Genomic DNA, 25,469 nt, shown 5'->3' on the forward strand with positions numbered 1-25,469 from the left:
TGCCGCAGGCCTCCCCGATGCCTGGCTCAAGCCTTTCCTGCGGCCGGAAGGTCCTTGGTGGCGGGCCCTTCCAGGAGCTTCCCGTCGCTGCTGAAACGGGAGCCGTGCAGTGGGCAGTCCCACGTCAGCTCGCTGTCATTCCAGTGCAGGATCCCGCCGAGGTGGGTGCAGACGGCGGACAGCCTGCACGTGGTGCCGGCAACGGTGGACACGGCCACTGGTTTGGGTCCCTCGCGGTAAACCTTGCCCTCGCCTTCGGCCGGAACCACCGGCGCGGGCTCAGCAGGCTGGCTTTTGTCCCTCCGCAGGCCCTGGGCAGCCACCTGTCCCCAGCCGGAGGCCAGCTTGGCTGCTACTCCCGCATTTAGGGCGACGGCGGACAGGGCGCCGGAGGGTGCGGTAACGCGGTGGTGGATGGTGTTCGCCCATGGCACGTTCCCGCCCAGGATGTCAGCGGAAATTCCGACGGCGGCGGCCACCGCGTTGGTCATGCCCCACTTGTTGTAGCCGGTACCGAAGTAGATATGGCCTTTGCCGCGGGGGAACTTGCCGAAGAAGGGCATGAGGTTGGTTGGCAGGTAATCCTGCGCGGACCAGGTATGGGTGGCAACCGCGCCGGGGTAATGCCGCACGGCCCAGTCGAGGAGGCTGCCCAGGTGGTGTTTCTCGGACCTGGCCCTGCCCACATGGTGTCCGTGCCCGCCCACCAGCAGCAGCCGCCGGCCGTCGGCCTCATAGTCCCGCAGCGAATGGGTGGGTTGTTCCACTGAGAGGTACATTCCCGGTGGAGGCGCCTGGTCCTCCTGCAGCTGCAGCGCCGCCGCGTAGGAGCGGCTGGGTGTGAGCTTGGCGAAGTACAGGCCGCGGTCCAGCACCGGGATGCCGGTGGCCAGCACCACCTGGTTGGCGGTGACGTTGCCCTGGGCTGTGTGGACCGTGGCGGGTCCGGCGCCCGTGACATCCCGGAGCCGCACGCCGCCCACGACCGATCCGCCCCGGCTGCGAAGGTCGGACACCAGGACGTCCAGCACCTCCATCGGGTTGATCTGTGCCTGGTCCGCCAGGCGCACGGCGCCGTGAACGGCAAACGGCAGTCCGGCGTCGCGCACGTATTCCATGTCCAGCCCGGCGGTGGTGCCGGCACTGACCTCTTCGCGGAGCTTTTCCGTGCCCTGGGGGGACGCGGCGTAGGTGTAGGCGTCCCTCCGCTGGTACGGCACTCCGTTCTCGTCGAGGTAGCGCAGGAGCCAGGCCTGGCCTTCGCGGTTGCCGTCCACATATGCCTGCACCTGCTTCCGCGAGTACTGGCGGGCGAGCTGTGACAGGAAGGTCCCCTGGAGCAGGGACACTTTGGCGGTGGTGTTTCCTGTGGTGACTGCGCCGGGGTACCTGGCCTCCAGGACGAGCACTTTCTGCCCCGAGCGGGCCAGGAGGAGTGCCGTGACGAGGCCGGTGAGTCCGGCGCCTGCCACCACGGTGTCATAGCTGCTTCCGGGTTCGAACGGGTCCGTTGTGAAAGTGTCCGCCCGATCCAACCAAATCGACGTCATGCCTGCTCAGCCTGCCTTTTGCTCCAGGTCCTGGTGGGCCATTTGTGATGGGTCTGTTATGAATCCCAATCTGTTTACTAAGTATACTTATGATGTCGGGGTTTAAGTCTATGGTCAGGCGGCAGCCCGGCAGCCACGGTGTGAACATAACGGCAAACAGGAGAGATCATGACCAGCATGAGTTCCGACGGTCGCGCGGTGGACCGGACCAACATTCAAAAGACAGCCCTTGCGGTGGGTGCAGTCTTCTTCTTAGTGGGCCTCCTGGGGTTCATTCCAGGCGTCACCACCAACTACCAGGCCCTGGGTTTCGCCGGACATGGTTCGGAAGCGCTGCTGCTGGGGATTTTCCAGGTGTCGGTGCTGCACAACATTGTCCACGTGCTCTTCGGCGCGGCCGGCATCGCGATGGCCCGCAGCGCCGTGCAGTCCAGGAATTACCTGGTGGGCGGCGGTGCCATCTACCTGGTCCTCTGGATCTACGGCCTGCTGATCGGCAAGGACACCGCGGCGAACTTTGTCCCGGTGAACACCGCGGACGACTGGCTGCACTTCGTCCTTGGCGTGGCAATGGTTGGCCTGGGAGTCGCCCTGTCACGGGGCACCGCCCGCGCGGGACGCCCCAGCACTGCCACCAGGTAAGCACCACGCACGTCAGCAACCACGCACGTCAGTAACCACGCACGTCAGCAACACAGCACAGACAGCTGCAGGCGGCCCGGCACTCGCCGGACCGCCTGCAGCTTTCCTTGGACTGTTTCCGGGGGGAACGTCAGGCCGGCTGGAACGGCCCGATGGTCAGCAGCGTGATTCCGGCATTGCTGCAGGCGCGCGTGGGCTGGGCCAGGAACAGGGAGTCGGTGTCCTCGGGCGGGTAGATCCGGTAGCCGGCGGCGTCCACCATGGCGCAGTCCGGGTAGTTTCCGGCCTGGGTGTAGCGCAGCACGGCGGAGCCGGTCTGGCCGGGTGCCAGGAGGACGTCGGCCGGTGCGGTGGTTTCATCGCGGGTGGCGGGAGCGCCGATGGGGGCACCGGCGCCATCCGCTGCCAGGGAGACGCCGGCAAAGCCCTGGAGGATGCACGGTTCTGCGCCGGTGTTGGTGAGGTTGAGCTTCATGTAGACACTGCCGGCGGCCCCGCCCCCCGACGCATCGGTAGCAGCCGTAAGCCCTGCCGCCTTGCAGCGGGCAGGTGCACCCGGCGCCGTGGTCACTGAGCCGGTGGGCGTGCCGGACGACGACGGCGGTGCCGACGTCGTGGGAGCGGCGGACGTTGCGTCCGGGCTGGCTGAGCTGGTGCCTGCCGGCGGAGTCGTCTGTGCCTGCGACTGGCCCGGACTGCAGGCACTAAGCATCAATGCCGCCGACGCGGCAGCCGTGGAAATGACCAACCCCTGGAAAATTCGCTGAGACCTCATGGCACCACCTTCGCCGCAGCAGGAGCCCGCGTCAACGACGCCACGAGGCCGCACGGCATTTTGATGCCCGGATCGTGATGATCCGGGCATCAAGGCGGACTACTTGCGCCGTGCAGCGCTCCGGACGAACGCCGCGCCGCCCAGCACCAGCCCGCCGACCCCGGCCGCCAGGCCCGCCCAGCTGCGCGCGTCGGCACCGCCATCTGCACGTGCCGCTGCGCCGCCGTCGGCGACTGCTGCGGCATGTTCTGTTCCGGGGCCGCCGGCGCCGGCTGCCCCGGTGATGGTGACCGACGGCGCGGGAGCCTTCAGGGAGTGCGGGTCCTGGCCGTCCTTCGCGATCTCGGACCAGTCGGTCTGCCCCGCCTCGCAGGTCTGGAGGGTGGGGAAATACAGCGTTGTTCCGGCCGCATCGGGGAGTTTCACGGAAAGGACCAGAGTGTCCCGAAGCTGGTGTTCCAGGGGTGCTTTGGCTGTGTAGACCACCTGGCTGGTCCGCTTGGTGATTGAGGAGCCGTCGGCGAGCTTCCTGGGCTCGGCGAGCTGCTCGGTCACCTTCTCCGCCGTCCAGTTGGGGTTGACGGTGGGCTGGGCATCGTTCAGCTCCGCAGGGAGCGTGATGGCCACCTTGGTGGTACCCGATCCGTCGCAGCCGTGGGGGACCGCGAAGGTGAGCAGGGCGTAGGAGTTGGCCGAGGTCTTGTCCGGCGTTACGCCGACATGTGCGGCGGCACCGCCCGCGGCCGCCAGCAGGAGCATGGCAGCACCTCCGGTTGCGGCGGAAGTTTTCAGGGCACGGCGAAGGAATGGGGTGTTCATGGGTTGCCTTTCTGGCGCACGCCGGAACGGCCGGGGTGCGTAGGTTTTCGGGGTTCGCGCCGGAAGGATCCGGCGGGGTCAGGAGGAAAGCGCGACGGCGGAAGGCGGGCCGCGCCGGCTGTCCTGCCGAAGGTTGCGCCAGGGACGCAGCGGCACGGCGAAAGGTGCGAAAGGAAACAAAGGCGCGGCGCCGCCGTCGCACGCTGCCGGCCGGGGGAGCGCCACGAGGGGCCGAAGCCAGGCAGCAAGCGCCCACAGTGCGTCCTCGCCCTTGGCGAGAAGGAGCGCGGACCCCAGCGTCGCCAGGATGTGGGCCGCAAGCATCAGCGGGCCGGACGCTGCCCCGGCCCCCGAGATGTGGTCCAGCGGCAGCGCAGCGGCTCCGGCCAGGTGGCTGCCGTGAGCTGCCTTGGCGCCGGATTCGGCGGCGGCTGCGGGGATGCTGAAGGCACCAAAGACCTCATGCAGCGCCAGCTGCCCGGCACCCAGAAGCGCCATGACGGCGGGGAAACCCAACCGCAGGCGGGTGGCTGTGGTGCTGCCGAGTGCAGTCAATGCCAGCACTGCCAGCATGACGGTGGGGGCCGGCAACGCGCCGCCGCCCGCCAGGTGTGCTCCGGCGGCAAGGGTCAGGATGGCGGTCGCCATGGCTGAAGACCGGAGGAAGTGGAAGGGGACGCGGGTACGAAGCGCATCCACGGATGGTCCCCTTCCGGCCTGAAGTCAGTCGTACAAATTGTATCCGGGGCCTGCCCGCGCCTGTGGCGGCAGGGGAGGCGCAGCCCTGAGCGGCGGCCATGTACCGCCTCTTCAGGGCCGGGTTAGACTGCCTGCGTAACTGTTGGCGATGTTGAGGAGAAGTTCATGGACTACACCGGAAGCCAGTCAGAAAAGGTTGTTCCCGCTGGTGAACTTGGCCGCAGCCACATCGGCCAGACGATCAGCTTCCAGCCCAACGAGTTCACCATCGTCTTTGGAAAGCTCGCGGGAATCGCCCGCACGGAGGCGATGGTCTACCTGTCCCTGACGGGGGTCGGAAACGGCACGCACCTGAAGGATGAATACGACCTGCCGCTTACCCACGACGTTTATGTGCCCGTGGACGTCATCACGAACGCTGAGTCCACCATCAAGGACCTTTTCGGCAAGGTGCAGGAAAACCTGCGCGGCGCGGGCCACAAGGGCGAGGACAAGACGGACCGGCTGTAGCAGGCAGCCGGGATCAAGCCCGCGCGGGCCCCGTGGAGGCCCGCACCGTAAGGTGCGTGGGCATCACGGCAAGCTGCCGGCTCGAGCGGCCTGGAACAGGATTCAGCTGGGAAAGCAGCATGGATACAGCCACCCGGCCGGCCTGCTCGATTGGGCTGGAAATGGTGGTCAGCGGGGGGTTGCAGAAATCTGCGCCGAAGATGTCATCCGAGCCGACGATGCTGATGTCCTCCGGTACGCGGATTCCGCGCTCGCGAAGCCGTTGGAGCATTCCGATGGCAAGAAGGTCATTGAACACGATGCACGCCGTGGCGCCGGTGCGCACGGCCGCGTCTGCCGCGGCTGCGCCCGAGGTTGTTTTGGGCGTGTAGGGGCCAATGCGGTGGGTTTCCATTCCGCGTTTGGATGATTCCTCCTCGAAGACCTTCCACCGTGCCCGGTTGGACCAGGATGTTGGCGGGCCGCTGACGTAGCAGACGCGGTGGTGGCCCAGGGACGCCAGGTGCTCCAGGGCCTGGATGATCGCGGAGGGCGTGTCGATGACAACCGTTGGAGCGCTGGTGGACGCCCGGTTGATTGTCACCAGCGGCTGGGTCTCGGAGACCTCGGCCAGTTGCGCATCAGTCAAACGGGAGGCTGCAAGGATGAACCCGTCAGCAGACCGCCGCATTTTGTGGAGCGCTTCAAGCTCCATTTCATTGGACTCCTCGGTATCTACCAGCAACTGCGTATACCCCGCAGCCTTGAGCTGGTGCTGGGTGCCCCGGATGATGTCGAAGTAGAACGGGTTGGTAATGTCCGGCACCAGGACGGCGACGGCGTTGGTGCGCCCTGAACTGAGTCCCTGTGCCTGTGAGCTGGGCACGTAGTTCAGCTGAGCGGCCGCTGCTTCGATGCGTTCCCTGGTGTGGCGGTTGACCCGGTCCGGCTTGGAGAGGGCCCGCGAAACCGTTGATGTGGCCACCCCCGCGAGTTGGGCGACGTCCCGGATTGTTGGGAGTTTTTCCGCGCCCGCGCGGCCCTCCGGCGGCCCCTCCGTGCGAGCTCCCGGCGTTGTTGCAGTCATTGGCCCAATCCTTTCGTGCCGAGAAGGCGCCGGTCCTTCATCCGCGGTGGAGTGGCCGTACCTCAATGGAAACATCTTTTGGCAACTTTTGGCAACCGCTTGCCGCATGTGTTGCCGCTCCCTAGACTGGGTTTCGAATCGCCTGCAGTGATGTGCGCCACTTGACGTTGTGGCCATGTGGGTGTCCAAGAGGAGAAAACAATGAGGTTTAAATCGTCTTCCGGGCTCGCGGCTATCGTTACGGCTGCGGCATTGGCATTGACCGGCTGCGGCGGCGGCTCCGGCACTACTGATTCGTCCACCAGCGCGGACGGAAAGGTGGACGGAACGGGCAAGACCCTCAACGTCCTCGTCGGTGTCTTGAGCCAATACCCGGAACAGCAGAAGCAGTGGCAGAGCGACATCGCGGCAAAATTCAAGGCTGAAACCGGCGCCGACGTGAAGTTCGAGACCTTTGCCTCGGCCAACGACGAACTGACCCGCATCCAGACCTCAGTGGTATCGGGGCAGGGCCCGGACATCTACGGACTGGGCACCACCTTCACGCCGACTGCCTTCGCCACCAAGGCATTTGTCACCCTGTCCGACGACGACTGGAAGAAGGTGGGAGGCAAGGAACGGTTCAACAAGGCTGCCCTGGGGATCTCCGGGCCGGACGAGGAGCACCAGGCCGGCATTCCGTTCGTCAGCCGCCCCTTCGTGATGGCGTACAACAAGGAACTGCTGGCCGCCGCCGGAATTGAAAAGCCGGCCACTTCGTGGGATGAGCTTGCGGAGCAGGCGAAGAAGATGACCAAGGACGGCACCTACGGCCTGGCCACCGGCTACAAGGACAATTACGACCCCTGGAAGTTCATCTGGGCGATGTCCGTCCAGGCCGGCAACCCGATCGTGGACGGCAACAAGCTCAAGCTCGACGACCCCACCGTCAAGAAGGCCTACGAAACCTACTTCGGCTGGCTGACAGAGGACAAGATCGTTGACCCGGCTTCCGTGGGTTGGAGCAACAGCAACGCAGTCGCGGCCTTTGCCAGCGGCAAGGCCGGTTACCTGATGATGACCACCTCAAGCTCCCTTCCCACCCTTGAGAAGTCGGCCGTTGCGGGCAAGTACGAGTACGCACTGATGCCCACAACGCCTCCGGGCGAGTCCAGCTCCAAGAACGAGGACGCAGCGAGCATCCTGTCCGGCGACAACCTCGTGGTAGCGGACTACTCGAAGCAGAAGGACCTGGCCTTCGCGTACATCAAACTCATCACCTCAAAAGAGGAACAGCTGAACTACCAGAAGATCTTCGGCGACCTGCCGGCCAACGCCGAGGCCCTGGAGGAGCTGGGCGGAAATGCGAAGCTCAAGCCCATCACCGACGCAGCCGCGAAGTCCAAGGCGACGCCGTTCACCGGAGCCTGGGGCGACATCCAGCTGGGCCTGCTGAACGTCACGGTCCAGTCCGTCCCTGACCTTGCCGCCGGCAAGGTGGACAGTTCTGCCCTTGAAGCACGGATCAAGGACTCCCAGAGCAAGGGCCAGGCCTCCCTGGACCGGGCCTCCAAAGGATAAATTGTGATGTCAACTGACGCATCCAACGAAGTCCGGCTTGCGGCGGAGTCCGCCGCAAGCCGGGCGGCCCGCTCAGCCGCTGACACCGCCGGCACAGAGCCGGGCGGGCAGAAGAGCCCGCGCCGCAAAGGCCTCAGCGAACGAAACCGCCCACTGTGGATGCTGATCCCGGGCGGGGTACTGATGATCATCATCATCGTCGTGCCGCTGTTGCTGGGCATCTTCATGTCCACCCTCAACCTGGACCAGTACACACTCCGCAAGTGGATCAGTTCGCCCTTCATCGGCGTCGAAAACTTCGTCGAAGCACTGACGTCCTCACCCCTCCTCCACGCCACCTGGCTGAGCGTCAGCTACTCGCTGCTGGCAATGGTCGTGACCCTTCCGCTGGGCATAGCTGCCGCCGTCGCCACACAGAACGCGTTCAAGGGGCGGGCCGTGATCCGGTCCATCTTCCTGATCCCCTACGTGCTTCCGTCGTTCGTGGTGGCGACCGTCTGGCGCACCATGTTCCAGCCGGACGGCATCGTGGACAAGGCCTTGGGGACTGTCGGCATCGAGGCCGGCCTGTGGCTGAACGGGCCGCAGACCTTCTGGACGCTGGTCCTGGTCCAGATTTGGGCCTCCTGGCCCTTCATCTACCTGCTCGCACTCTCCGGGCTGCAGTCCGTGGACCATGAGGTCCATGAGGCCTCAGCCCTGGACGGCGCACTGTGGTGGAACAAACTGCGCTACGTCATTTTCCCCTACCTCAAGGGGCCGCTCTCGCTCGCTTTCCTGATCGGCATGCTGCACCACATCAACAACTTCACGCTTCCCTATGTCCTCTTTGGAGTTCCGGCCCCGGCCGACGTGGAAGTGCTCCCGATCCTTACGTACGTCACCAGCTTCCAAAGCTTCCGTTTCGGGCTGAGCGCTGCCATGGCTTTCGTTTCCCTGGTCCTGATCGCCATTCCGCTGTTTGTCTACCTGCGCGCCGTCAAGCTCGACGACGCCGAGTCACCTGGAGCCAAGAAATGAGCATCTCCACTGCCACCCGGCGGAGTCAGGCCACCGCGGACATTCCACGTCCGGGATCGAAGAAACAGCACGAAGTCCTGCGGCTGCTCCCGGGGCCTTTGCTCACCATCATTCTCGTGTTCCTCGGTGCCCTCGTCCTGATCCCCGTTTTCTACATCTTCCTTGCGTCCGTTAACTCGGACATCGGCGTGGCCAACGGAGAGTTCTGGCCGTCAAGCTTCACCCTGGAGAACTACTCGAAGATCTGGACCAGCGTGGGACTGGCTACCGGACTTGCCAACAGCGTCCTCGTGGCAGGCGCAACAGCCGTTGTTTCGGCAGCGTTGTCCGTCTCAACCGCGTTCGTCCTGGTCCGCTACAGCTTCCGGGGCCGCCTCACCATCCTGCGCGGCCTCCTTGCACTGCAGTCTGTGCCGGGAACCCTGATGGTGCTGCCCGTGTTCGTCCTGTTCTCTTCGGCCGCCACCTACTTGGGAATCCAGGTCATCGGAACCCAGTGGGGACTCTTTGTCACCTACCTGACGTTCGCCATGCCGTTCTCCACCTGGGTCATGGTGACCTACCTGCGCGGACTTCCCCGGGAACTTGAGGAAGCAGCCAGGATCGACGGCGCCAGCAACGTGGGTGTCCTGTTCAGGATCATCCTGCCGCTGAGCTGGCCCGGCATCGTGGTTTCCGGCATCTTCGCCTTCCTGCTCGGCTGGAACGACGTCCTGTTCGCTTCCGTCATGACCCGGCCCGAAAGCCAGACCGCGGCCGTGGCACTGCAGATCTTCGGTGCGTCCCAGGAAGGCGGCGCCATCCCGTTCTACGGCCAGATGATGGCTGCGGCCCTGGTATGTGCCGCCCCCGTGGTCATTCTTTACCTGATTTTCCAGCGTTATCTAGTGGGCGGACTTACCGCCGGAGGAGTTAAGTAACCATGGTTCCAGCCACCCAGGTCTCGTGGGCCCTGTCCGGATTCGGCGACGAAATCGACGACGACCCCGCGGTGCAGATCGCGGTGCTGCAGGCACTCGGTGCCAGTTACATCGAAGTGCGCAGCGCGTGGGGCACCAACATCGTGGACCTGTCCGATGACCAGCTCGCGGAACTCGCGGGGCTGCTCAAGGAAAAGGGCATGCAGGTTTCCGCGATTGCCTCGCCGATCGGCAAGGTGGACGTCAGCCTCCCCGTTGAACACGAAGTGGAGCGGCTGCGGCGGGCAGCCAATGCTGCCAAAGTCCTGGGTGCCAAGTACATCCGGATCTTCTCCTTCTACTACGGCGAATCCGTTCCGGTGGACAGCATCCGTGACGCGGTCATCGAGCGGATGAGGGCGCTCGCCGCTGTTGCCGAGGAAGAGGGCGTGGTCCTGCTGCACGAAAATGAAAAAGACATCTTCGGGGACGTTCCGGACCGCGTGCTGGACATCATCGAAAGCGTGAATTCACCGGCGCTGAAAGTGGCGTGGGACGCAGCCAACTTCGTGCAGGTGGGCGTGAAGCCCTTTGATGAGGCCTATGCGAAGCTGCGCCCGCACCTGGAATACCTCCAGGTCAAGGACGCCCTGTTCTCCAACGGACATGTGGTCCCCGCAGGGGAAGGCGACGGCGACCTGCTGCGCACCGTCGAAGCGCTTAAGGCTGACGGTTTCACCGGCTTCGCCTCCCTGGAGCCGCATCTTGCCGGAGCCCACGGCCTTGGCGGATTCTCCGGCCCCACAGCATTCGGTATTGCTGCCCGGGCCTTTGCAAAAGTCACAGCGGAAGCAGGAGTGCAGACAGTATGAGTGAGACGTTGAAGGTTGCCATCACGGGTTGCGGCGTCATTGGCAGGACCCACGCGGTTGCCCTGCAGGAGTTCCCCGGCGCCAGCATTGTGGCGCTGGTGGATGCTGTCCCGGACGCCGCTGTTGCCCTTGCGGACTTCATCGAAAAGAGCGGACGCCCCAGGCCCTCCGTGCACGCGTCCCTTGCTGACGCCTTCGCCGCCGCAGACATCGACCTGGTGGCGCTGGCCACCCCCAGCGGCCTGCACATCCAGCAGGGCCTCGAAGTCCTGGCTGCCGGCAAGCACGTTGTCATCGAAAAGCCCCTCGACGTGGACCTGAGCCGCGCCCAGGAGATCGAGGCGGCAGCGAATGAAGCCGCACGCCGCGGGGTAGTCGCTTCCGTCATCAGCCAGCACCGCTTTGACCAGGCCAGCGTTGCGGTTGCCGATGCCGTGGCAAAAGGCCGGTTCGGCCGGCTGACGTCCGCCATCGCTTCTGTTGCCTGGTGGCGCGGGCAGGGCTATTACGATTCCGGTGACTGGCGCGGCACCTGGTCAATGGACGGCGGTGGCGCCTTGATGAACCAGGGCGTCCACACGGTTGACCTGCTGCTGTGGTTCATGGGCCGCCCGGTTGAGATCCACGCGCACACGGCCCGCCTGGCACACGAACGCATCGAGGTGGAGGACACCGCCGTAGCTACCGTGACGTTCGAAAACGGCGGCCTGGCAGTACTGCATGCCACCACCGCCGCATACCCGGGCCTGACAGTGCGGGTACAGCTGATGGGCTCCGAAGGCTCCGCAGTGGTGGACAACGACCAGCTGCACTACTTCCACGCCAAGGACGCCGGCGGCCCTTCGGCGGATATGGGGCTTCAGGGCGGCGGCAACCAGGCGCGGGAAGAACTCGCCAAGTACCCGGCAGAGGATTACGAGGCCAAGGACCCCACGGTGTACCCGGCCGGACACATCCGCCAGTACCGCGACATCCTCGGGGCCATCACCGAAGGCCGCCAGCCGGGGGTCACGGTGAGCGATGCAGTCAATGCCCTGGCCGCCGTGCGGGCCGTCTACGTCTCCGCCACGCTCAACCAGGCGGTCCTTTTCGACGACGTCCTGGCCGGCAAGTACAACGACCTGGAGGTCCGCACGGGCTCCACTGCGACAGAAAGCGCCTGAAGCGATGAAATTTTCAGTATTTACAGCCTCCACGCCGGACTGGACCCCCGAGGAAGCCGTGAGCCACCTTTCGGGCCAGGGCTGGGACGGCATCGAGTGGCGGATCACAGACCAGGCGGAGGCGCCCGAGCCAGGTTTCTGGGCCGGCAACAAAGCGACGATCCCGCTCACCGGACTCGAAGACAACCTTGGGCGGGTGGCAACCATTACCCGCGACGCCGGGCTGGAGTTCTCCGGAATCGGCGGCTATGCGCGCTGTGACAACCACGACGACGTCGAGCGCATGCTGGCAGCTACGGCCGCCTTGGGCGCGGGCCAGGTCCGCGTCACCACGCTTCCGCTGGGAACGGCGGCGTGGGGTAACGAAGGACCGAGCGGGATTCCTTATCCTGCCCTGTTTGAGGCAGCCCGCCATGACTTCGAATGGGTGGCCGAACGGGCAGCCCACCATGGCGTCAAGGCACTGGTGGAACTGCACCACCGCACCATTACCGCATCCGCGTCCTCGGCGCGGCGCCTGCTGGAGGGCCTCGACCCCCGGCACGTGGGGGTCATCCACGACCTCGGCAACCTGCTGATCGAAGGCCAGGAAGACTACCTTCCGGCCTTCGAACTGCTGGGCGAATACCTGGCACACATCCATGTCAAGAACGCCGTCTGGGTCCGCCAGGACGCAACGGACGAATCAGGTGCCGCCGTGTTCAGCAACGAATGGGCACCGCTGCAGTCCGGACAGGGAAGCGTCCTCGAATACTTCAAGGCGCTCGCGGCCCATGGCTATGACGGGTGGGTCACGGTGGAAGACTTCTCCACGGAGTTGCCCCTTGCCGAACGTACTGCCGGCAATCTCGACTACCTGCGGCGTACGGCGGCCCTCGCCGGGCTCACCGCAGGGGCCGGGGCGCGTTGACGCCATGGCACATTCAATGGCAGCCCACCCCGACCGGCTCCTGCCCGCAGACCCCGGCGTTCGGGAGATTGCCCGTTCGCTCTACAGCCTCGTGGCCGGCCTCCCGATCATCTCCCCGCACGGACACGTTGATGCCGCCGTCATCGAACAGAACCTGCCCTTTCCGGATCCCGCCGCGCTCCTGGTCACCCCGGACCACTATGTGACCCGCTTGATCCATGCCGGCGGCGTCCCAATGGACCAGCTGGGCCTTGGCGGCTCCGCTGCAGGCTCCCGGCAGGTCTGGCGCAACTTTTGTGCCGCGTGGCCGCAATTTGAGGGCACGGCCTCGGGGTACTGGATCCGGCAGGAATTCGAGCACGTGTTCGGTTTGCATGAGGAGCCCACCGCCGAAAACGCCGACAGGATCTACGACGCGATCTCGGCCAAGCTTGCCGAACCAGGCTTCAGGCCCCGGCAGCTGTTCAAGGAATTCAACATCGAGGTGCTCGCCACCACCGACGATCCGCTGGACACACTGGACAGTCACGCGGCCCTGGCCAAGGACCCGGCCTTCGCCAGCCGTGTCCTGCCCACCTTCAGGCCGGACCAGTACCTCAACATTGCCCATCCGGCCTGGCAGGACAATGTGGAGCGGCTCATCGCTGCCGGTGGAGGCGGTTCGGGGTACGCCGGCTACATCAGCGCGCTGGAATCACGGCGGCGCCACTTCGTCGAAAACGGGGCGGTATCCGCCGACCACGGCGTCCGTACGCCGGCCACCCTTAAGCTGGACCGCTCCGAAGCGGAACGGCTGTTCGAACGGGCGCGTGCGGGGAACGCGCGTCCGGAGGACCGCGACGCTTTCGAAGCCCACATGATCTACGAGATGGCACGGATGTCCGTCGAGGACGGGCTGGTCATGACCATCCACCCGGGTTCGTACCGCAACCACCACGGGCCTACGTTCGAATCATTTGGCGCGGACACGGGCCACGATATTCCGTTCGCGATCAACTACACCGAGGCCATCCGGCCCCTGCTCCAGGACTTCGGCACGGCCAAGGACTTCCACCTGGTGCTGTTCACCCTGGACGAGACCGTGTTCTCGCGGGAGCTGGCGCCGCTGGCGGGGTTCTACCCGTCCGTCTACATCGGCGCCCCGTGGTGGTTCCTGGATGCGCCGGATGCGATGCTGCGGTTCCGGTCCGCCGTCACGGAAACTGCCGGTTTCTCGCGCTCCTCGGGATTCATCGACGACACAAGGGCTTTCTGCTCCATCCCGGCACGCCACGACACGTCACGCCGGATCGAGTCGGCCTTCCTGGCACGCCTGGTAGCCGAGCACCGCATCAGCGAAGAGCGCGCCCGCGAACTGGTCGTGGACATCGTTGACGGTTCGCCGAGGAGGGTCTTCAAGCTGTGAGCATTGAACTGCCACCACAACCAGGGTCCGCCGCCGGGGACCTTCCGCAGTTGAACCGCCGCCTGCACCAGTTAGCCAAGGCTCCAGTGCGGATTGTCCACCTTGGCCTGGGCGCCTTCCACCGCTCCCACCAGGCCTGGTACACGCAGCAGGCGTCCGATGCCCCGGACTGGGGCATCGCAGCCTTCACCGGCCGCCGTCCCGATGCTGCTCTGGCCCTCGCTGAGCAGGACGGCCTGTTCACCCTGGTGGAACGTGCTGACGACGGCGACTCCTACACCGTCGTCGGCAGCATTGTGGAGGCCGTGGACGGCGCCGACGTGCAGCGCCTGGCGGATCTGGTGGCCGCCCCCGGTACCGCCGTCATCACCCTGACGATCACGGAAGCCGCCTACGGCATCGGTTCCGGCGGCCGGCTGGACCTCACCGCGCCTGGCGTAGCTGCCGACCTTGCCGTGCTCTCCTCCGGCAAGGGCCAACCGACGACGCCGCTGGGCCGCCTCGTGTTCGCCCTCGCCGCCCGCCGGGCTGCTTCTGCGGGACCGCTCGCTGTGGTCTGCTGCGACAATCTCGCCAACAACGGCACCATTGCACACCATGCCGTCACGGGCATGGCCGAGGCCTGGGATGCCGACCTGGCCGGATGGATCGATGCCAACGTCAGCTTCGTCAGCACCTCGGTGGACCGGATAACACCGCGCACCACTGACGCCGACATCGCGGCCGTCCAGGCCGCCTGCGGGTATCGCGACACCTCTCCGGTGGTGGCCGAGCCCTTCGCCAACTGGGTGCTCAGCGGGGACTTTCCCGCCGGGCGTCCGCACTGGGAAGATGCCGGCGCGGTCTTCGTGGACCACATCGAACCCTATGAGAACCGCAAACTCTGGCTCCTGAACGGGGCCCACTCCCTGCTCGCCTACGCCGGCCAGCTCCGTGGCCATACCACTGTCGCGGAGGCCTTGGCGGACCCGCGCTGCCTGCAGGCCGTGGAGAGCTTTTGGGACGAGGCGGAAACCAACCTCACGGAACAGGAGGGTGACGGGGTCGACCTGCAGATCCCGGCTTACCGCGCGGCCCTGCTGGCGCGGTTCCGCAATGCCCGGATTGCCCACCACCTGGCACAGATCGCAATGGACGGCAGCACCAAGCTGCGCATGCGTGCCGTCCCCGTTTTGCAGGCGGAGCGTGCCGCGGGACGCCCGGGCGCAGCCGCCGCGCTGATGATCGCTGCGTGGATGGACTACACGGCCGGCGGCGCGGTCCAGGATCCGCTCGCGGGCGAGGTTGCCGCAGCCAACTCACTCCGGGGCAGGGAGCGGATCCGTGCCCTCCTGTCCTTGGTGGATCCTGCCCTCGCCGGGGACACCGGCGCAGTGGACCTGGTTGAGGGCCTCTGCGGGACGTTTGAGCCGCGGACTGTCCCGCGGTAGTTGTGCAAGCACGCACATCTGCCTGGCGCCGCGGATGCCGCGGATGCCGCGGCCGCCAAACAGCCGGCAACCACCGGCTGAGCCCCTGCCAATCCACCAAGTACCGCTCCATCGATTAAGAAAGCCTGGATCTGTTGTGAAAATCATTGCTGCCGATGTGTTTGTGACCAGTCCCTCCCGTAACTTCGTGACGCTGCGGGTCACCACGGAGGATGGTGTGACGGGTATTGGGGATGCGACGTTGAACGGGCGGGAGCTTGCGGTCGCCGCGTATTTGAAGGAGCATGTGGCGCAGTTGCTGATCGGGAAGGATCCGCACCGGATCGAGGATACGTGGCAGTTCCTGTACCGGTCCGCGTACTGGCGCCGGGGTCCGGTGACGATGGCGGCGATCGCGGCGGTGGATATGGCGTTGTGGGATATCAAGGGCAAGGTGGCCGGGATGCCGGTGTACCAGTTGCTGGGCGGGGCGTCGCGGAACGGGTTGCGGGCGTACGGGCACGCGTCGGGCGCGGATTTGCCGTCGTTGTTTGATTCGGTGCGGGAGCATCTGGAGCTGGGGTACAAGTCGATCCGGATCCAGACGGCGGTTCCCGGGATCAAGGCCGTGTACGGGGTGGCGGCGCAGGCGCAGGCTTCGGGGGAGCGGTATGACTACGAGCCGGCCGGGCGGGGTGCGTTTCCGGTGGAGGAGGACTGGGACACCCGTGCGTACCTGCGGCACCTGCCTACGGTGTTTGAGGCGGTGCGGAATGAGTTCGGTCCGGAGATCCCGTTGCTGCATGACGGGCATCACCGGATGACGCCGATCCAGGCGGCGAAGCTGGGCAAGACGCTGGAGCCGTATGACCTGTTCTGGTTGGAGGACTGCACCCCGGCGGAGAACCAGGAGGGCCTGCGCCTGGTCCGGCAGCACACCACCACGCCGCTGGCGATCGGGGAGATCTTCAATACCGTGTATGACTTCCAGACCCTGATCAAGGAACAGCTGATTGATTACGTCCGGGCTGCGTCCACGCACTTCGGCGGGATCTCCCCGTTGAAGAAGGTGATGGATTTCGCCGCGCAGTACCAGATCAAGTCCGGTTTCCACGGGCCCACGGACATTTCCCCGGTGGGCTTCGCGGCGCAGCTGCACGTGGGCCTGGCGATCCATAATTACGGGATCCAGGAGTACATGCAGCATTCGGACAAGACCAACGAGGTGTTCGAGCAGTCCATGACGTTCGTGGACGGCTACCTCCACCCCGGGGACAAGCCCGGCATCGGCGTCGAGTTCAATGAAGAAGCCGCAGCCGCCTACCCCTACCAGCAGGCCTACCTGCCCTACAACCGCCTCATCGACGGAACGGTCCACGACTGGTGACCACGTACAACCCCGAAACCAAGCTCCGCATCATCGTGATGGGGGTGTCCGGCTGCGGCAAGACCACCATTGGCGACCTCGTCGCCCGGGAACTCGGCGTGCCGTTCCTCGACGGCGACTCCCTCCACCCTGTGGAGAACGTCGCCAAAATGGCGGCCGGCACGCCCCTGACGGATGACGACCGCTGGCCGTGGCTCGCCACGGTGGGCACCGAGCTGGCCAACGCGGGCGACGGCGGCATGGTCCTGGCGTGCTCCGCCCTCCGGCGCAGCTACCGCGACGCCATCCGGGCCCAGGCGCCGGATACCGTCTTCCTGCACCTGCACGGGAGCAAAGAGGTCCTGAGGGCGCGGACTGAAGGGCGCACCGGCCACTTCATGCCGCCGGCCCTCCTCGACTCCCAGCTCGCCACGCTGGAACCGCTCCAGGCTGACGAAGCGGGCGTCGTCGTCGACATCGCTGCCGGCGTGGACGAGGTGGTGCGGGAGGCACTCGCCGGAATTGCCGTCGTCGCGCGCTCCAAAACTGGTGGCTCCGGCGGCGCTGCCGGCAGTGCCGGTGCCCCCGGCACCCGGCCGCGGCAGTTCGACGTCGACCTCCAGGCCGCGCCGTTCAACCTCGACGACGACGCCGTCGCCTGGGTGGAATCCACTCTGGCCGGCATGAGCCTCGAGGAAAAAATCGGCCAGCTGTTCATCAACCACAACAACGACTACTCCCCGAAGTACCTCGATGGCGTGCTGGAGAACTACCACGTGGGCGGCATGCGGTACCGGCCGGGCCCGTCCGCGGCAGTGCAGGAGCACATCCGGTATGCGCAGTCGAAGACCCGCATCCCTTTGCTGGTGGCCTCCAACCCGGAAATGGGGGGAGCCGGAAGCTGTGACGACGGCACGTTCGTGTCCACGCACCTGCAGGCCGGCTCCCACCCGGACAAGGCCATCGCCCGGCAAATGGGACAGGTGGCCGGGGTGGAAACCGCGGCGCTGGGCTGCAACTGGGCGTTCGCGCCGATCGTGGACATCCACTACAACTGGCGGAACACGGTGATCTCCACCCGGTCCTTCGGGAATACCCCCGAGATCGTGGTGGAGCGCGCCAAGGAATACTTCGACGGCATCAGCGAGTCCCCGACGGTGTGCGCCATGAAGCACTTCCCGGGCGACGGCGTGGACGAGCGCGACCAGCACGTCGTCACGTCCTACAACACGTTTGGCTACGAGGAGTGGAACCGGACCTACGGGCACGTGTACCGCGAGATGATCGGGCACGGCGTGCAGTCCATCATGGTGGGGCACATCGGCGCCCCGGAGCTGTCCCGGCATTTCCGGCCGGGCATGGCGGACGCGGACATGCTGCCGGCCACGCTGTCCCCGGAGCTGCTGCAGGACCTGCTCCGCGGTGAGCTGGGGTTCAACGGACTGGTCCTTACCGACGCCTCGCAGATGGTGGGCCTCACCCAGGCCATGAAGCGCCGGGACCTGGTGCCGGCCACCATCGCCGCCGGCTGCGACATGTTCCTCTTCTTCCGCAATCCGGCGGAGGACTTCGGCTACATGCTGGACGGCGTCAAGTCCGGCGTCATCACCGAAAAGCGCCTCCACGACGCGCTGCGCCGGATCCTTGGACTGAAAGCTTCCATGGGACTGCACCGCAAGCCGGCGGACCAGCTGGTTCCGCCTCCTGCGGCGCTGGCCGTGATCGGCAGCGCGGAACACCGGGCTGTTGCGGCGGAAATCGCGGACAAGACCGTCACCCTGGTCAAGGACACTGCGCACAACCTGCCCATCACGCCGCAGACGCATCCGCGGATCCGGCTGTACGGGATCTCCGGCGGGGCGGATTTCACCCGCGCCGATCCGCTGGCCTACCTGGACACCGTCAAGGAAGAGCTGCAGGCCGCCGGCTTCGAGGTGCACTTGTTCAAAACCGCGGACCAGCGGGAGGCTGCGGGGGAGACCGGTGTTAACTTCATGTCGATCATCTCCGAGGAAGCCACCGGCGACTACGCGGACAAGTACGACGCCGCTTTTGTGTTCGCGAACGTCAAGGGCTTCGCGCAGGAAGCGGCGATCCGGATCAAGTGGTCCTCGCCGATGGCCGCGGAGATCCCGTGGTACGTCACCGAGGTTCCCACGGTGTTTGTTTCGCTCAACCAGCCGAACCACCTGATCGATGTGCCGATGGTCAAGACGGCGATCCACGCCCACGCAGGGTCCCGCGAGGCCATCCGGGCCACCATTGAAAAGATCCAGGGCAAGTCCGCATTCCAGGGCACGTTCAACGACAACGTGTTCTGCGGTTCCTTCGACACCCGGCTCTGACCGGCGCACTAAAAAAGGAAAGCCCCTCCATGAGGGGCTTTCCTTTCTTGCTGATAGCAGGACGCGGCTAGATCCACTTCGGTGCGGCGGGCGTTCCTTCCGCCGCACCCGCGCCGGTGGCCGTGACCCCATGCGACCCCCGGCCGGCGGCCCATTGGACGACGGCGGGCAGCGGCCCCGTGATGATCGTCGGGTCAGCGGCGCCCGCATCGCCGAACGCCAGGTCCGTACCGTCCACCTTGACAAGGAGCCCGGCATCCGTGCCGCGGGTGTGCCAGGCGCCGGTGATGTCCTTGAGCAGGCGTTCCAGGACGGGGGCAGGGATATCGCCGAAAGTGGCGCCGTTGTCCAGGTCCACGGCGTGCATCCAGACCTCGCGGGTGCGCATCCACACGGTTTCCTCCGCCGGGACGATGCGGCCCTGGGCGGTCTTGACCTTGTGGTGCCAGGCGTCCGCGGGCAGGTCGCGCCATTCGACGTTCAGGTGCACGGCTGAGTGGTCGAAGAGGTGCCGCAGGGCGATCGGGGACAGGGTGGACCCGAAATCGATTTCGTGGTTCCGGGCCTCGGGCGAGGAGTACATGGGGTTTTCCACGCCGGTGGCGGCCCATTCGATCAGCCGCGCGATGGCGCGGGCGTTGTAGCCCACGTGTGCCACGACATGCCTGCGGGTCCAGCCGGGAAGGAGGGTGCCGCCGTCGAGCTCTGCGTCGGAAAGCTCGTTGAGCTTGCGGGCGAAGAACGCGGTGCCCCGGCGCGCCTGGAGCAGTGCCTCCAGGAGCGCCGGGTCGGTGGCCTGGTCGTGGCGGGCAACCATCAGGCTTCCTTGACCACGCGGTTCTTCAGCTGGCCCAGGCCCTCGATGGTGGTCACCAGGACCTGGCCTTCCTGGAGGTAGCGCTTGGGGTCCTGCGCGTGGCCCACACCGCCGGGGGTGCCGGTGGCGATCACATCGCCCGGGTTCAGCGTGATGATCGTGGAGATGTAGGAGACCAGGAATTCTGGGGTGAACACCAGGTCCGAGGTGGGGGTGGATTGCTGGACGTCGCCGTCCACGGCGGAGGTCATGAGCGGTCCGGGAGTGAATTCGTCCTTGGTGACCAGGGCCGGGCCGAACGGGGTGGACTTCTCCCAGGTCTTGCCCTGCAGCCACTGGATGGTGCGGAACTGGTAGTCGCGCATGGAGATGTCGTTCAGGACGGCGTAGCCGGCGATGTGGTCCGCGGCGTCGGCCTCGCTGATCCGGCGGCCCTGCTTGCCGATGACGACGGCGAGTTCGGCTTCCCAGTCCACGGTGTCCGATTCCTGCGGCAGGGCGAGGTCGTCGTTGGGGCCGATCAGGGACTCGGCGTACTTGGCGAACAAAGTGGGGTATTCGGGCACTTCCCGGCCCATTTCCTTGATGTGGTTGCGGTAGTTGTGGCCCACGCAGATGATCTTCCCCGGCGAGGGCACGACGGCGGCGAGGTCCGCGCCGTCGAGGGCGTGCGTTGCGCCGCTGGCCGCCGCAGCGGTGGTTTCCCAGGCGGGGTCCTGCAGCAGGGCGCCGACGTCGGCGAACCCGGAGATCTCGGTGAGGGTGTCGCCGTCCTGGCGGACCGCCACGGTGCCCTTGGTTCCTGTGCTGTCAGCAGTGCGGAGGGTGAGGAGTTTCATTACTTGCTGCGTCCTTCGATGTAGGTGCGGTTGAAGTTCAGGCGCTCAAAGATGGGGGCGTCGCTGAAGCGGAACAGATCAAATTCACTCTCGGCCTGCAATGACCAGGCGGCCCAGGACGGGACCACGAAGAGGTCGCCCTTGGCCAGCTGCCGGGATTCGCCGTTGAGGACTACGGAGCCGGTGCCTTCGAAGACCTGCCAGACACTCGAGCCGACCTCGCGGACGGTCTCGGTGGCGGCGCCGGCGCGGAGGCGGTGGAACTCGGCGCGGATGGTGGGCATGACGTCGCCGCCTGTGGTGGGGTTGGTGTAGCGGACGGCGGCGTGGCCCTGGGACACGGTGGCCGGGTGGCCCTCGTCTTCCAGCAGCAACTGCTCACGCAGGGCCGCGTCCGTGTACTTCCACCTGTACGCGGCGATGGGGGAGCTGGTGGTGTCCTCCAGGCCCGAGAGCGGGCGAAGGCCCGGGTGGGCCCAGAGGCGCTCGGACCGGGAGATGTCCGGGGTGGCCTCGTCCGTGACGCGTTCGGTGCCGAACTCGAAGAACCCGGCGTCGGCGTAATGCACGAACGGGATGTCCAGGCCGTCGATCCAGGCCATCGGCTCGTCGGTGTCGTTGTGGTGGCCGTGGAAATTCCAGCCCGGGGTGAGCAGGAAGTCGCCGCGGGACATCCGCACCGGGTCCCCGTTCACCACGGTCCACACGCCTTCGCCCTCGACGACGAAGCGGAAAGCGTTCTGCGAGTGGCGGTGCTCCGGTGCGGTTTCGCGGCCGCCCAGGTACTGGATCGCGGCCCAGAGCGTGGGCGTGGCGTAGGCGGTTCCGCCAAGGCCCGGGTTGGCCAGGGCAATTGCGCGGCGCTCCCCGCCGCGGCCCACCGGCACCAGGTCACCGGCACGGGCGGCCAACGGGTAGAGGTCGCTCCACCGCCACACGTGCGGCACTGCCTTGGGGGACGGGACCATCGGCATCAGGTCACCGATCTCCGTCCACAGCGGGATCAGGTTCTCTTTGTCGAAGTCCTTGTAGAGCTGCTCCAGCTGGGCAGCCTCCTCCGGCGTCGGCTCCGGGACGGTGATCCCCGCGGCCACTGATTCATGGGTCGTGTTCTCGGCGCTGATGGACACGTGGGCCTCCTTTGTGGGTCAGAACAGTTTTTTGGCGTGGCTCGACTCTACGGAAGAAGGTGGTGTGACCCCCAGCATATTCTGCTCTTCAGAATTGGTGCGCTTTACTCTGGCCCTGTCAGTCCGGCTCTGCCGGGTTTGCCGCGATGTCGATTTCCAGCTGCCTGCAGCATTCGCGCAGGGCCGGTACCAGCCCGGCGTCGAACACCGTGCGGAAACGGGTGGCGGGTGTGGCAACGCTGAGGGCGCCCACAACCTGCCCGTGCCGGTTGTGCAGCGCCATGCCCAGGGCGCTCACACCGTCCTCAGTGCCCTCAAAGTTGGCTGCAAAACCGTTGCCGCGGATGGACTCCAGCTCGCGCAGGAATCCCGGATATTCCTCGTCGGGGATGGTGTCCCCGCCAATCTCGGCGTTGTTGCTGCGGAAGAGCTGGTCCAGCAAACGCGGTTCCAGTTCCGCCAGCATGGCCTTGCCGCCGGACGTCTTGTCAGCAGGCATCACCGTCCCCTGCCGGTCACCTACCCGCAGCACGTTGGTCCCCTCCACGGTCGCCAGGAATCGGACTTTGGTGCCAACCCGCACCATGAGGTTCACGGTCTCGTTGAGCCGCGCGGCGAGCAGTTCCATATGGGGCTGTGCGAGCGAGCGCAGCAGCCTGGTCCAGCTCAGTCCGGCGGGGCCGACGCCCATGGCGGGACCCGGAACATAGCGACGGGTTTCGTCCTGCACGGCGAAGCCGCGGTAGACCAGCATCGCCAGGAGCCGGTGGGCCGTGGAGGGGGCCACTCCCAGTTCCTCGGCCGCATCCTTCAGCCGGAGGGCGCCGCCGTCGCGCAGGAGCTGGAGGAGCTGCAGCGCGTTGTCCACCGCCTCGATGGAATAGGTGGGGCGCTTCTGCACGGGCTTTTTCTGCACATCAGAATTGTATTGTGGTTCATCTTCGGTGGCCATGACAGTAGTGGGATGAATCACACACTTCCCGCTGCAGCGACGCACCGGTTCTCGCCGGGGGATCCCACCCCCACGTCCAATGACGGGCACGGCCGGTTCTCCAAGGCCTCGGCAGCCGCAGTCCTTGTCTGCTGGCTGCTGGTGGTCTTCGACGGCTACGACCTCATCGTCTACGGCACTGTCCAGTCCTCCCTCATTTCCGAAACCGGCTGGGGCCTGACCAAGGCAACCGCCGGGACGGTGGGCTCCATGGCCTTCCTGGGCATGATGATCGGCGCGATCTTCGCCGGCCGCATGGCCGACTCGTGGGGCCGCCGCCGGACCATCCTGGGCTGCGCCATCGTTTTCTCCGTCTTCACTGTTCTTTGTGCCTTCGCTCCCAGCGCCGCCATTTTCGGGGTCCTGCGGCTCCTGGCCGGCATCGGGCTTGGCGGCCTGGTGCCGTCCGCGAATGCCCTGGTGGCGGAACTGGTCCCCACCAAGTGGCGCTCCATCGTGGCCACCCTGATGATGTCCGGCGTCCCGATCGGCGGTTCCATTGCTGCCCTCGTGGGCATCCAGCTGATTCCGGCCTTCGGCTGGCAGTCCATGTTCCTGGTGGCCGTGCTGGCCCTGGTGGTCGTGGTGCCGCTTGGGCTCAAGTACCTGCCCGAGACGCTTGCACCCGTGGGCGCAACGGACAGCGCGAAAGGCAAGGCCGAAAAAGCTGCCCGCCGGTTTGGCGCAGCCAAGGAACCGTCCGGCTTCTCCTTGCTCCTCCGCGCACCCTACCTGGGCATCAGCATGCTCTTCGCGGTTGCTACCATCGCCACCCTGTTCGCGTGGTACGGGCTGGGCACCTGGCTGCCCAACCTCATGCAGCTTGCGGGCTACAACCTGGGCTCCGCCCTGACGTTTGCCCTGGCCCTGAACCTCGGTGCAGTGGCCGGCTCAGTGATCACGGCCTGGGCCGGTACCCGCTTCGGACCAATTCCGACGGCGATCGCAGCTGCCGCCGTCGCCGCCGTCGCGCTTGTGGTGCTGGTGAGCGGACCGCCTGTGTCCGTCGTCTACCTCATGCTGGTGCTCGCCGGCGTCGGAACCCATGGCACCCAGTGCCTCATCATCGCCGCGGTGGCCAGCCACTACCCCGCCCATTTGCGGGGGACGGCGCTTGGCTGGGCCCTGGGCACCGGCCGGATTGGCGCCGTCGCAGCTCCCCAGGTGGGCGGCCTCCTGCTGGCGGCCGGACTGGGTGTCAACTCCAATTTCCTTGCCTTCGCCGGTGCGGCCGCCGTCGCTGCGGTCCTGCTGACCGCCGTCGGCATCAACCTCAAGTCCAAAATCCCAACTTCCCCTTCAAGCCCAACAACAGGAGCAAGCAATGTCTGAGCACGCCACGTCCACCGATGTCCTGGTGATCGGAGGGGGGATGGCCGGCGTGGCCGGCGCCCTCGCACTGCGCGAAAACGGTGCCAGCGTGACCCTCGTGGAGCGCGCCCCCGAGTTCGGCGAGGTGGGCGCCGGACTGCAGATGGCACCCAACGCCTCCCGCATCCTCCGCCGCTGGGGCCTGCTCGAAAAGGCGCTGGAAATAGGCGTGCAGCCCAAGCACCTGGTGTTCCGCGACGCCGTCACCGGCGAGGAGCTCACCCGCCAGACGCTCAACGGTGAATTCGAGGAACGTTATGGCGCTCCCTACGTTGTGATCCACCGGAGCGACCTGCACCGGGTCCTGCTGGAAGGCTGTGAAGCGGCGGGCGTCAAGCTCGTCAACGACGTCATGGTCGAAAGTGTTGAGACCGTGGGCGGCCGGGGCGTGGCGCATACCGCAGCCGGAGTGGACTTCGAGGCCGACGTCGTAATCGGCGCCGATGGCCTGCGGTCCACGCTGCGTCCGCTCGTGGCAGACGACCAGCCCGTCTCCTCCGCCTACGTGGCGTACCGCGGCACCGTGCCCATCACCGAAAACACGCCCAAGGCCGACCTCGAGGACGTCATCGTGTACCTCGGGCCGGACTGCCACCTGGTGCAGTACCCGCTGCGAAAAGGCGAACTGCTCAACACTGTTGCTGTCTTCAAGTCGCCGTCCTTCGAGCGCGGCGAGGAGCAGTACGGGGGAGTGGACGAGCTCGAGGCTGCGTACAAGGACTGCGTTCCCGCCGTCCAGGAGGCACTGAAGAACCTCGCCACCGGCATCCGCTGGCCCATGTACGACCGCGATCCGATCGAGAACTGGGTGGCCGGCCGCATGGTCCTGATGGGCGACGCCGCGCACCCCATGCTCCAGTACCTCGCCCAGGGAGCGTGCCAGGCCCTGGAGGACGCTGCCGCGCTTCAGGATGCGTCCGTTGGCACCGTCTTCACGGCGGACGGCGTCAACCCCGACGGCTGGGACGAGGCCATCCGCGACTTCAACAAAGTCCGCGCCGGCCGGACCGCCCGGGTGCAGCGCACCGCCCGCGTCTGGGGCGAGTCATGGCACGCGTCCGGCCTCGCGCGCACCCTGCGCAACCTGCTGTTCAAGAGCCGGAAGGACAACAACTTCCAGTACAACGACTGGCTGTATGGGCAGGATGGCGACGGCGTTCCCGCCGCAGCCACGAAGCGGATCGCGCAGGAGGCGGCCGCGTAGGTCCGCCGGCAAGCCAGCCCCCACGGCAGCAGCGGACGACGGCGGGACCCTCCGCCGTCGTCCGCTGCTGTGTGCCAGTGCCTCGCAGGTCAGCCTGGTTGCCGGGC

Annotated in this window: 24 protein-coding genes; 15 read left to right on the forward strand and 9 right to left on the reverse strand. The window is 66.2% G+C overall.

Annotated elements, in window-relative coordinates:
• Positions 1-26: 26 nt before the first annotated feature.
• Entirely contained in the window at positions 27-1,550 is a 1,524-nt protein-coding gene (locus SMD14_RS03285; protein ID WP_321215306.1) for an FAD-dependent oxidoreductase, read from the reverse strand.
• A 168-nt stretch (positions 1,551-1,718) separates the two neighbouring features.
• Here SMD14_RS03285 and SMD14_RS03290 point away from each other — a divergent pair, with 168 nt between their 5' ends.
• Positions 1,719-2,192, forward strand: a complete 474-nt coding sequence (locus SMD14_RS03290; RefSeq protein ID WP_321215307.1) for a DUF4383 domain-containing protein — start codon at positions 1,719-1,721, stop codon at positions 2,190-2,192.
• 130 nt (positions 2,193-2,322) lie between these two features.
• On the opposite strand, the gene SMD14_RS03295 is transcribed toward SMD14_RS03290, so the two are convergent.
• Positions 2,323-2,763: a DUF4232 domain-containing protein gene (locus tag SMD14_RS03295; RefSeq protein WP_321215308.1), complete on the reverse strand. Its 441-nt coding sequence runs from the start codon at positions 2,761-2,763 to the stop codon at positions 2,323-2,325.
• Between SMD14_RS03295 and SMD14_RS03300 the strand changes: the two genes are divergently transcribed.
• Positions 2,756-2,959, forward strand: coding sequence for a hypothetical protein (locus SMD14_RS03300; protein WP_321215309.1), 204 nt, complete (start codon positions 2,756-2,758; stop codon positions 2,957-2,959). The genes SMD14_RS03295 and SMD14_RS03300 overlap by 8 nt on opposite strands.
• 107 nt (positions 2,960-3,066) lie before the next feature.
• Here the strand turns inward: SMD14_RS03300 and SMD14_RS03305 are convergent, their stop codons facing one another.
• The gene (locus SMD14_RS03305; RefSeq protein WP_321215310.1) at positions 3,067-3,786 is read right to left on the reverse strand and encodes a YcnI family protein; all 720 of its coding nucleotides are present in this window, start codon (positions 3,784-3,786) and stop codon (positions 3,067-3,069) included.
• 78 nt (positions 3,787-3,864) lie between these two features.
• Positions 3,865-4,434: a hypothetical protein gene (locus SMD14_RS03310; protein WP_409339715.1), complete on the reverse strand. Its 570-nt coding sequence runs from the start codon at positions 4,432-4,434 to the stop codon at positions 3,865-3,867.
• Positions 4,435-4,650: 216 nt separating this feature from the next.
• On the opposite strand from SMD14_RS03310, the gene SMD14_RS03315 reads away from it, so the two are divergent.
• The gene (locus SMD14_RS03315; protein WP_157239215.1) at positions 4,651-4,995 is read left to right on the forward strand and encodes a hypothetical protein; all 345 of its coding nucleotides are present in this window, start codon (positions 4,651-4,653) and stop codon (positions 4,993-4,995) included.
• A 13-nt stretch (positions 4,996-5,008) separates the two neighbouring features.
• On the opposite strand, the gene SMD14_RS03320 is transcribed toward SMD14_RS03315, so the two are convergent.
• A complete protein-coding gene (locus SMD14_RS03320; protein WP_321215312.1) occupies positions 5,009-6,061 on the reverse strand; it encodes a LacI family DNA-binding transcriptional regulator in 1,053 nt (350 codons plus the stop codon).
• Positions 6,062-6,262: 201 nt separating this feature from the next.
• Here SMD14_RS03320 and SMD14_RS03325 point away from each other — a divergent pair, with 201 nt between their 5' ends.
• The 10 genes from SMD14_RS03325 (at position 6,263) to SMD14_RS03370 (ending at position 19,010) form a co-directional block, all read left to right on the forward strand.
• Complete coding sequence (locus tag SMD14_RS03325; RefSeq protein WP_197432423.1) at positions 6,263-7,621, forward strand: ABC transporter substrate-binding protein; 1,359 nt, start codon at positions 6,263-6,265, stop codon at positions 7,619-7,621.
• A gap of 6 nt (positions 7,622-7,627) precedes the next feature.
• Complete coding sequence (locus tag SMD14_RS03330) at positions 7,628-8,641, forward strand: sugar ABC transporter permease (RefSeq protein ID WP_321215313.1); 1,014 nt, start codon at positions 7,628-7,630, stop codon at positions 8,639-8,641.
• Positions 8,638-9,561 (forward strand): carbohydrate ABC transporter permease, encoded by a 924-nt coding sequence (locus SMD14_RS03335; RefSeq protein WP_157239209.1) that lies wholly within the window; start codon positions 8,638-8,640, stop codon positions 9,559-9,561. Before SMD14_RS03330 ends, SMD14_RS03335 begins: the two co-directional genes overlap by 4 nt.
• Before the next feature lie 2 nt (positions 9,562-9,563).
• Positions 9,564-10,412, forward strand: a complete 849-nt coding sequence (locus SMD14_RS03340; RefSeq protein WP_321215314.1) for a sugar phosphate isomerase/epimerase family protein — start codon at positions 9,564-9,566, stop codon at positions 10,410-10,412.
• Positions 10,409-11,575, forward strand: coding sequence for a Gfo/Idh/MocA family protein (locus tag SMD14_RS03345; RefSeq protein WP_157239205.1), 1,167 nt, complete (start codon positions 10,409-10,411; stop codon positions 11,573-11,575). The genes SMD14_RS03340 and SMD14_RS03345 overlap by 4 nt, the downstream gene beginning before the upstream one ends.
• A 4-nt stretch (positions 11,576-11,579) precedes the next feature.
• The gene (locus tag SMD14_RS03350; protein ID WP_321215315.1) at positions 11,580-12,485 is read left to right on the forward strand and encodes a TIM barrel protein; all 906 of its coding nucleotides are present in this window, start codon (positions 11,580-11,582) and stop codon (positions 12,483-12,485) included.
• Between the two features lie 4 nt (positions 12,486-12,489).
• Positions 12,490-13,890 (forward strand): glucuronate isomerase, encoded by a 1,401-nt coding sequence (gene uxaC, locus SMD14_RS03355; protein WP_321215316.1) that lies wholly within the window; start codon positions 12,490-12,492, stop codon positions 13,888-13,890.
• Complete coding sequence (locus SMD14_RS03360; RefSeq protein WP_321215317.1) at positions 13,887-15,320, forward strand: mannitol dehydrogenase family protein; 1,434 nt, start codon at positions 13,887-13,889, stop codon at positions 15,318-15,320. Before uxaC ends, SMD14_RS03360 begins: the two co-directional genes overlap by 4 nt.
• A 136-nt stretch (positions 15,321-15,456) precedes the next feature.
• A complete protein-coding gene (gene manD, locus SMD14_RS03365; protein ID WP_321215318.1) occupies positions 15,457-16,686 on the forward strand; it encodes a D-mannonate dehydratase ManD in 1,230 nt (409 codons plus the stop codon).
• Between the two features lie 38 nt (positions 16,687-16,724).
• Positions 16,725-19,010: a gluconokinase, GntK/IdnK-type gene (locus SMD14_RS03370; protein ID WP_321216213.1), complete on the forward strand. Its 2,286-nt coding sequence runs from the start codon at positions 16,725-16,727 to the stop codon at positions 19,008-19,010.
• Positions 19,011-19,077: 67 nt separating this feature from the next.
• Here SMD14_RS03370 and SMD14_RS03375 read toward each other — a convergent pair whose 3' ends face one another.
• The 4 genes from SMD14_RS03375 to SMD14_RS03390 all read right to left on the reverse strand — a co-directional run bounded on the left by SMD14_RS03375 (position 19,078) and on the right by SMD14_RS03390 (position 22,748).
• Positions 19,078-19,827: a maleylpyruvate isomerase family mycothiol-dependent enzyme gene (locus tag SMD14_RS03375; RefSeq protein ID WP_321215319.1), complete on the reverse strand. Its 750-nt coding sequence runs from the start codon at positions 19,825-19,827 to the stop codon at positions 19,078-19,080.
• Positions 19,827-20,666, reverse strand: coding sequence for a fumarylacetoacetate hydrolase family protein (locus SMD14_RS03380; RefSeq protein WP_321215320.1), 840 nt, complete (start codon positions 20,664-20,666; stop codon positions 19,827-19,829). The genes SMD14_RS03375 and SMD14_RS03380 overlap by 1 nt, the downstream gene beginning before the upstream one ends.
• Positions 20,666-21,796, reverse strand: a complete 1,131-nt coding sequence (locus SMD14_RS03385) for a cupin domain-containing protein (protein WP_321215321.1) — start codon at positions 21,794-21,796, stop codon at positions 20,666-20,668. Before SMD14_RS03385 ends, SMD14_RS03380 begins: the two co-directional genes overlap by 1 nt.
• Positions 21,797-21,914: 118 nt before the next feature.
• Positions 21,915-22,748: an IclR family transcriptional regulator gene (locus SMD14_RS03390; protein ID WP_157239196.1), complete on the reverse strand. Its 834-nt coding sequence runs from the start codon at positions 22,746-22,748 to the stop codon at positions 21,915-21,917.
• Between the two features lie 12 nt (positions 22,749-22,760).
• On the opposite strand from SMD14_RS03390, the gene SMD14_RS03395 reads away from it, so the two are divergent.
• Together SMD14_RS03395 and SMD14_RS03400 are read left to right on the forward strand one after the other, a co-directional pair.
• Positions 22,761-24,119 (forward strand): aromatic acid/H+ symport family MFS transporter, encoded by a 1,359-nt coding sequence (locus tag SMD14_RS03395; RefSeq protein WP_321215323.1) that lies wholly within the window; start codon positions 22,761-22,763, stop codon positions 24,117-24,119.
• Positions 24,112-25,362, forward strand: coding sequence for an FAD-dependent oxidoreductase (locus tag SMD14_RS03400; RefSeq protein ID WP_321215324.1), 1,251 nt, complete (start codon positions 24,112-24,114; stop codon positions 25,360-25,362). The genes SMD14_RS03395 and SMD14_RS03400 overlap by 8 nt, the downstream gene beginning before the upstream one ends.
• Positions 25,363-25,469: the final 107 nt, after the last annotated feature.

The organism is Pseudarthrobacter oxydans, assembly GCF_034258515.1.
In the GTDB taxonomy this organism is placed as follows: Bacteria; Actinomycetota; Actinomycetes; order Actinomycetales; family Micrococcaceae; genus Arthrobacter.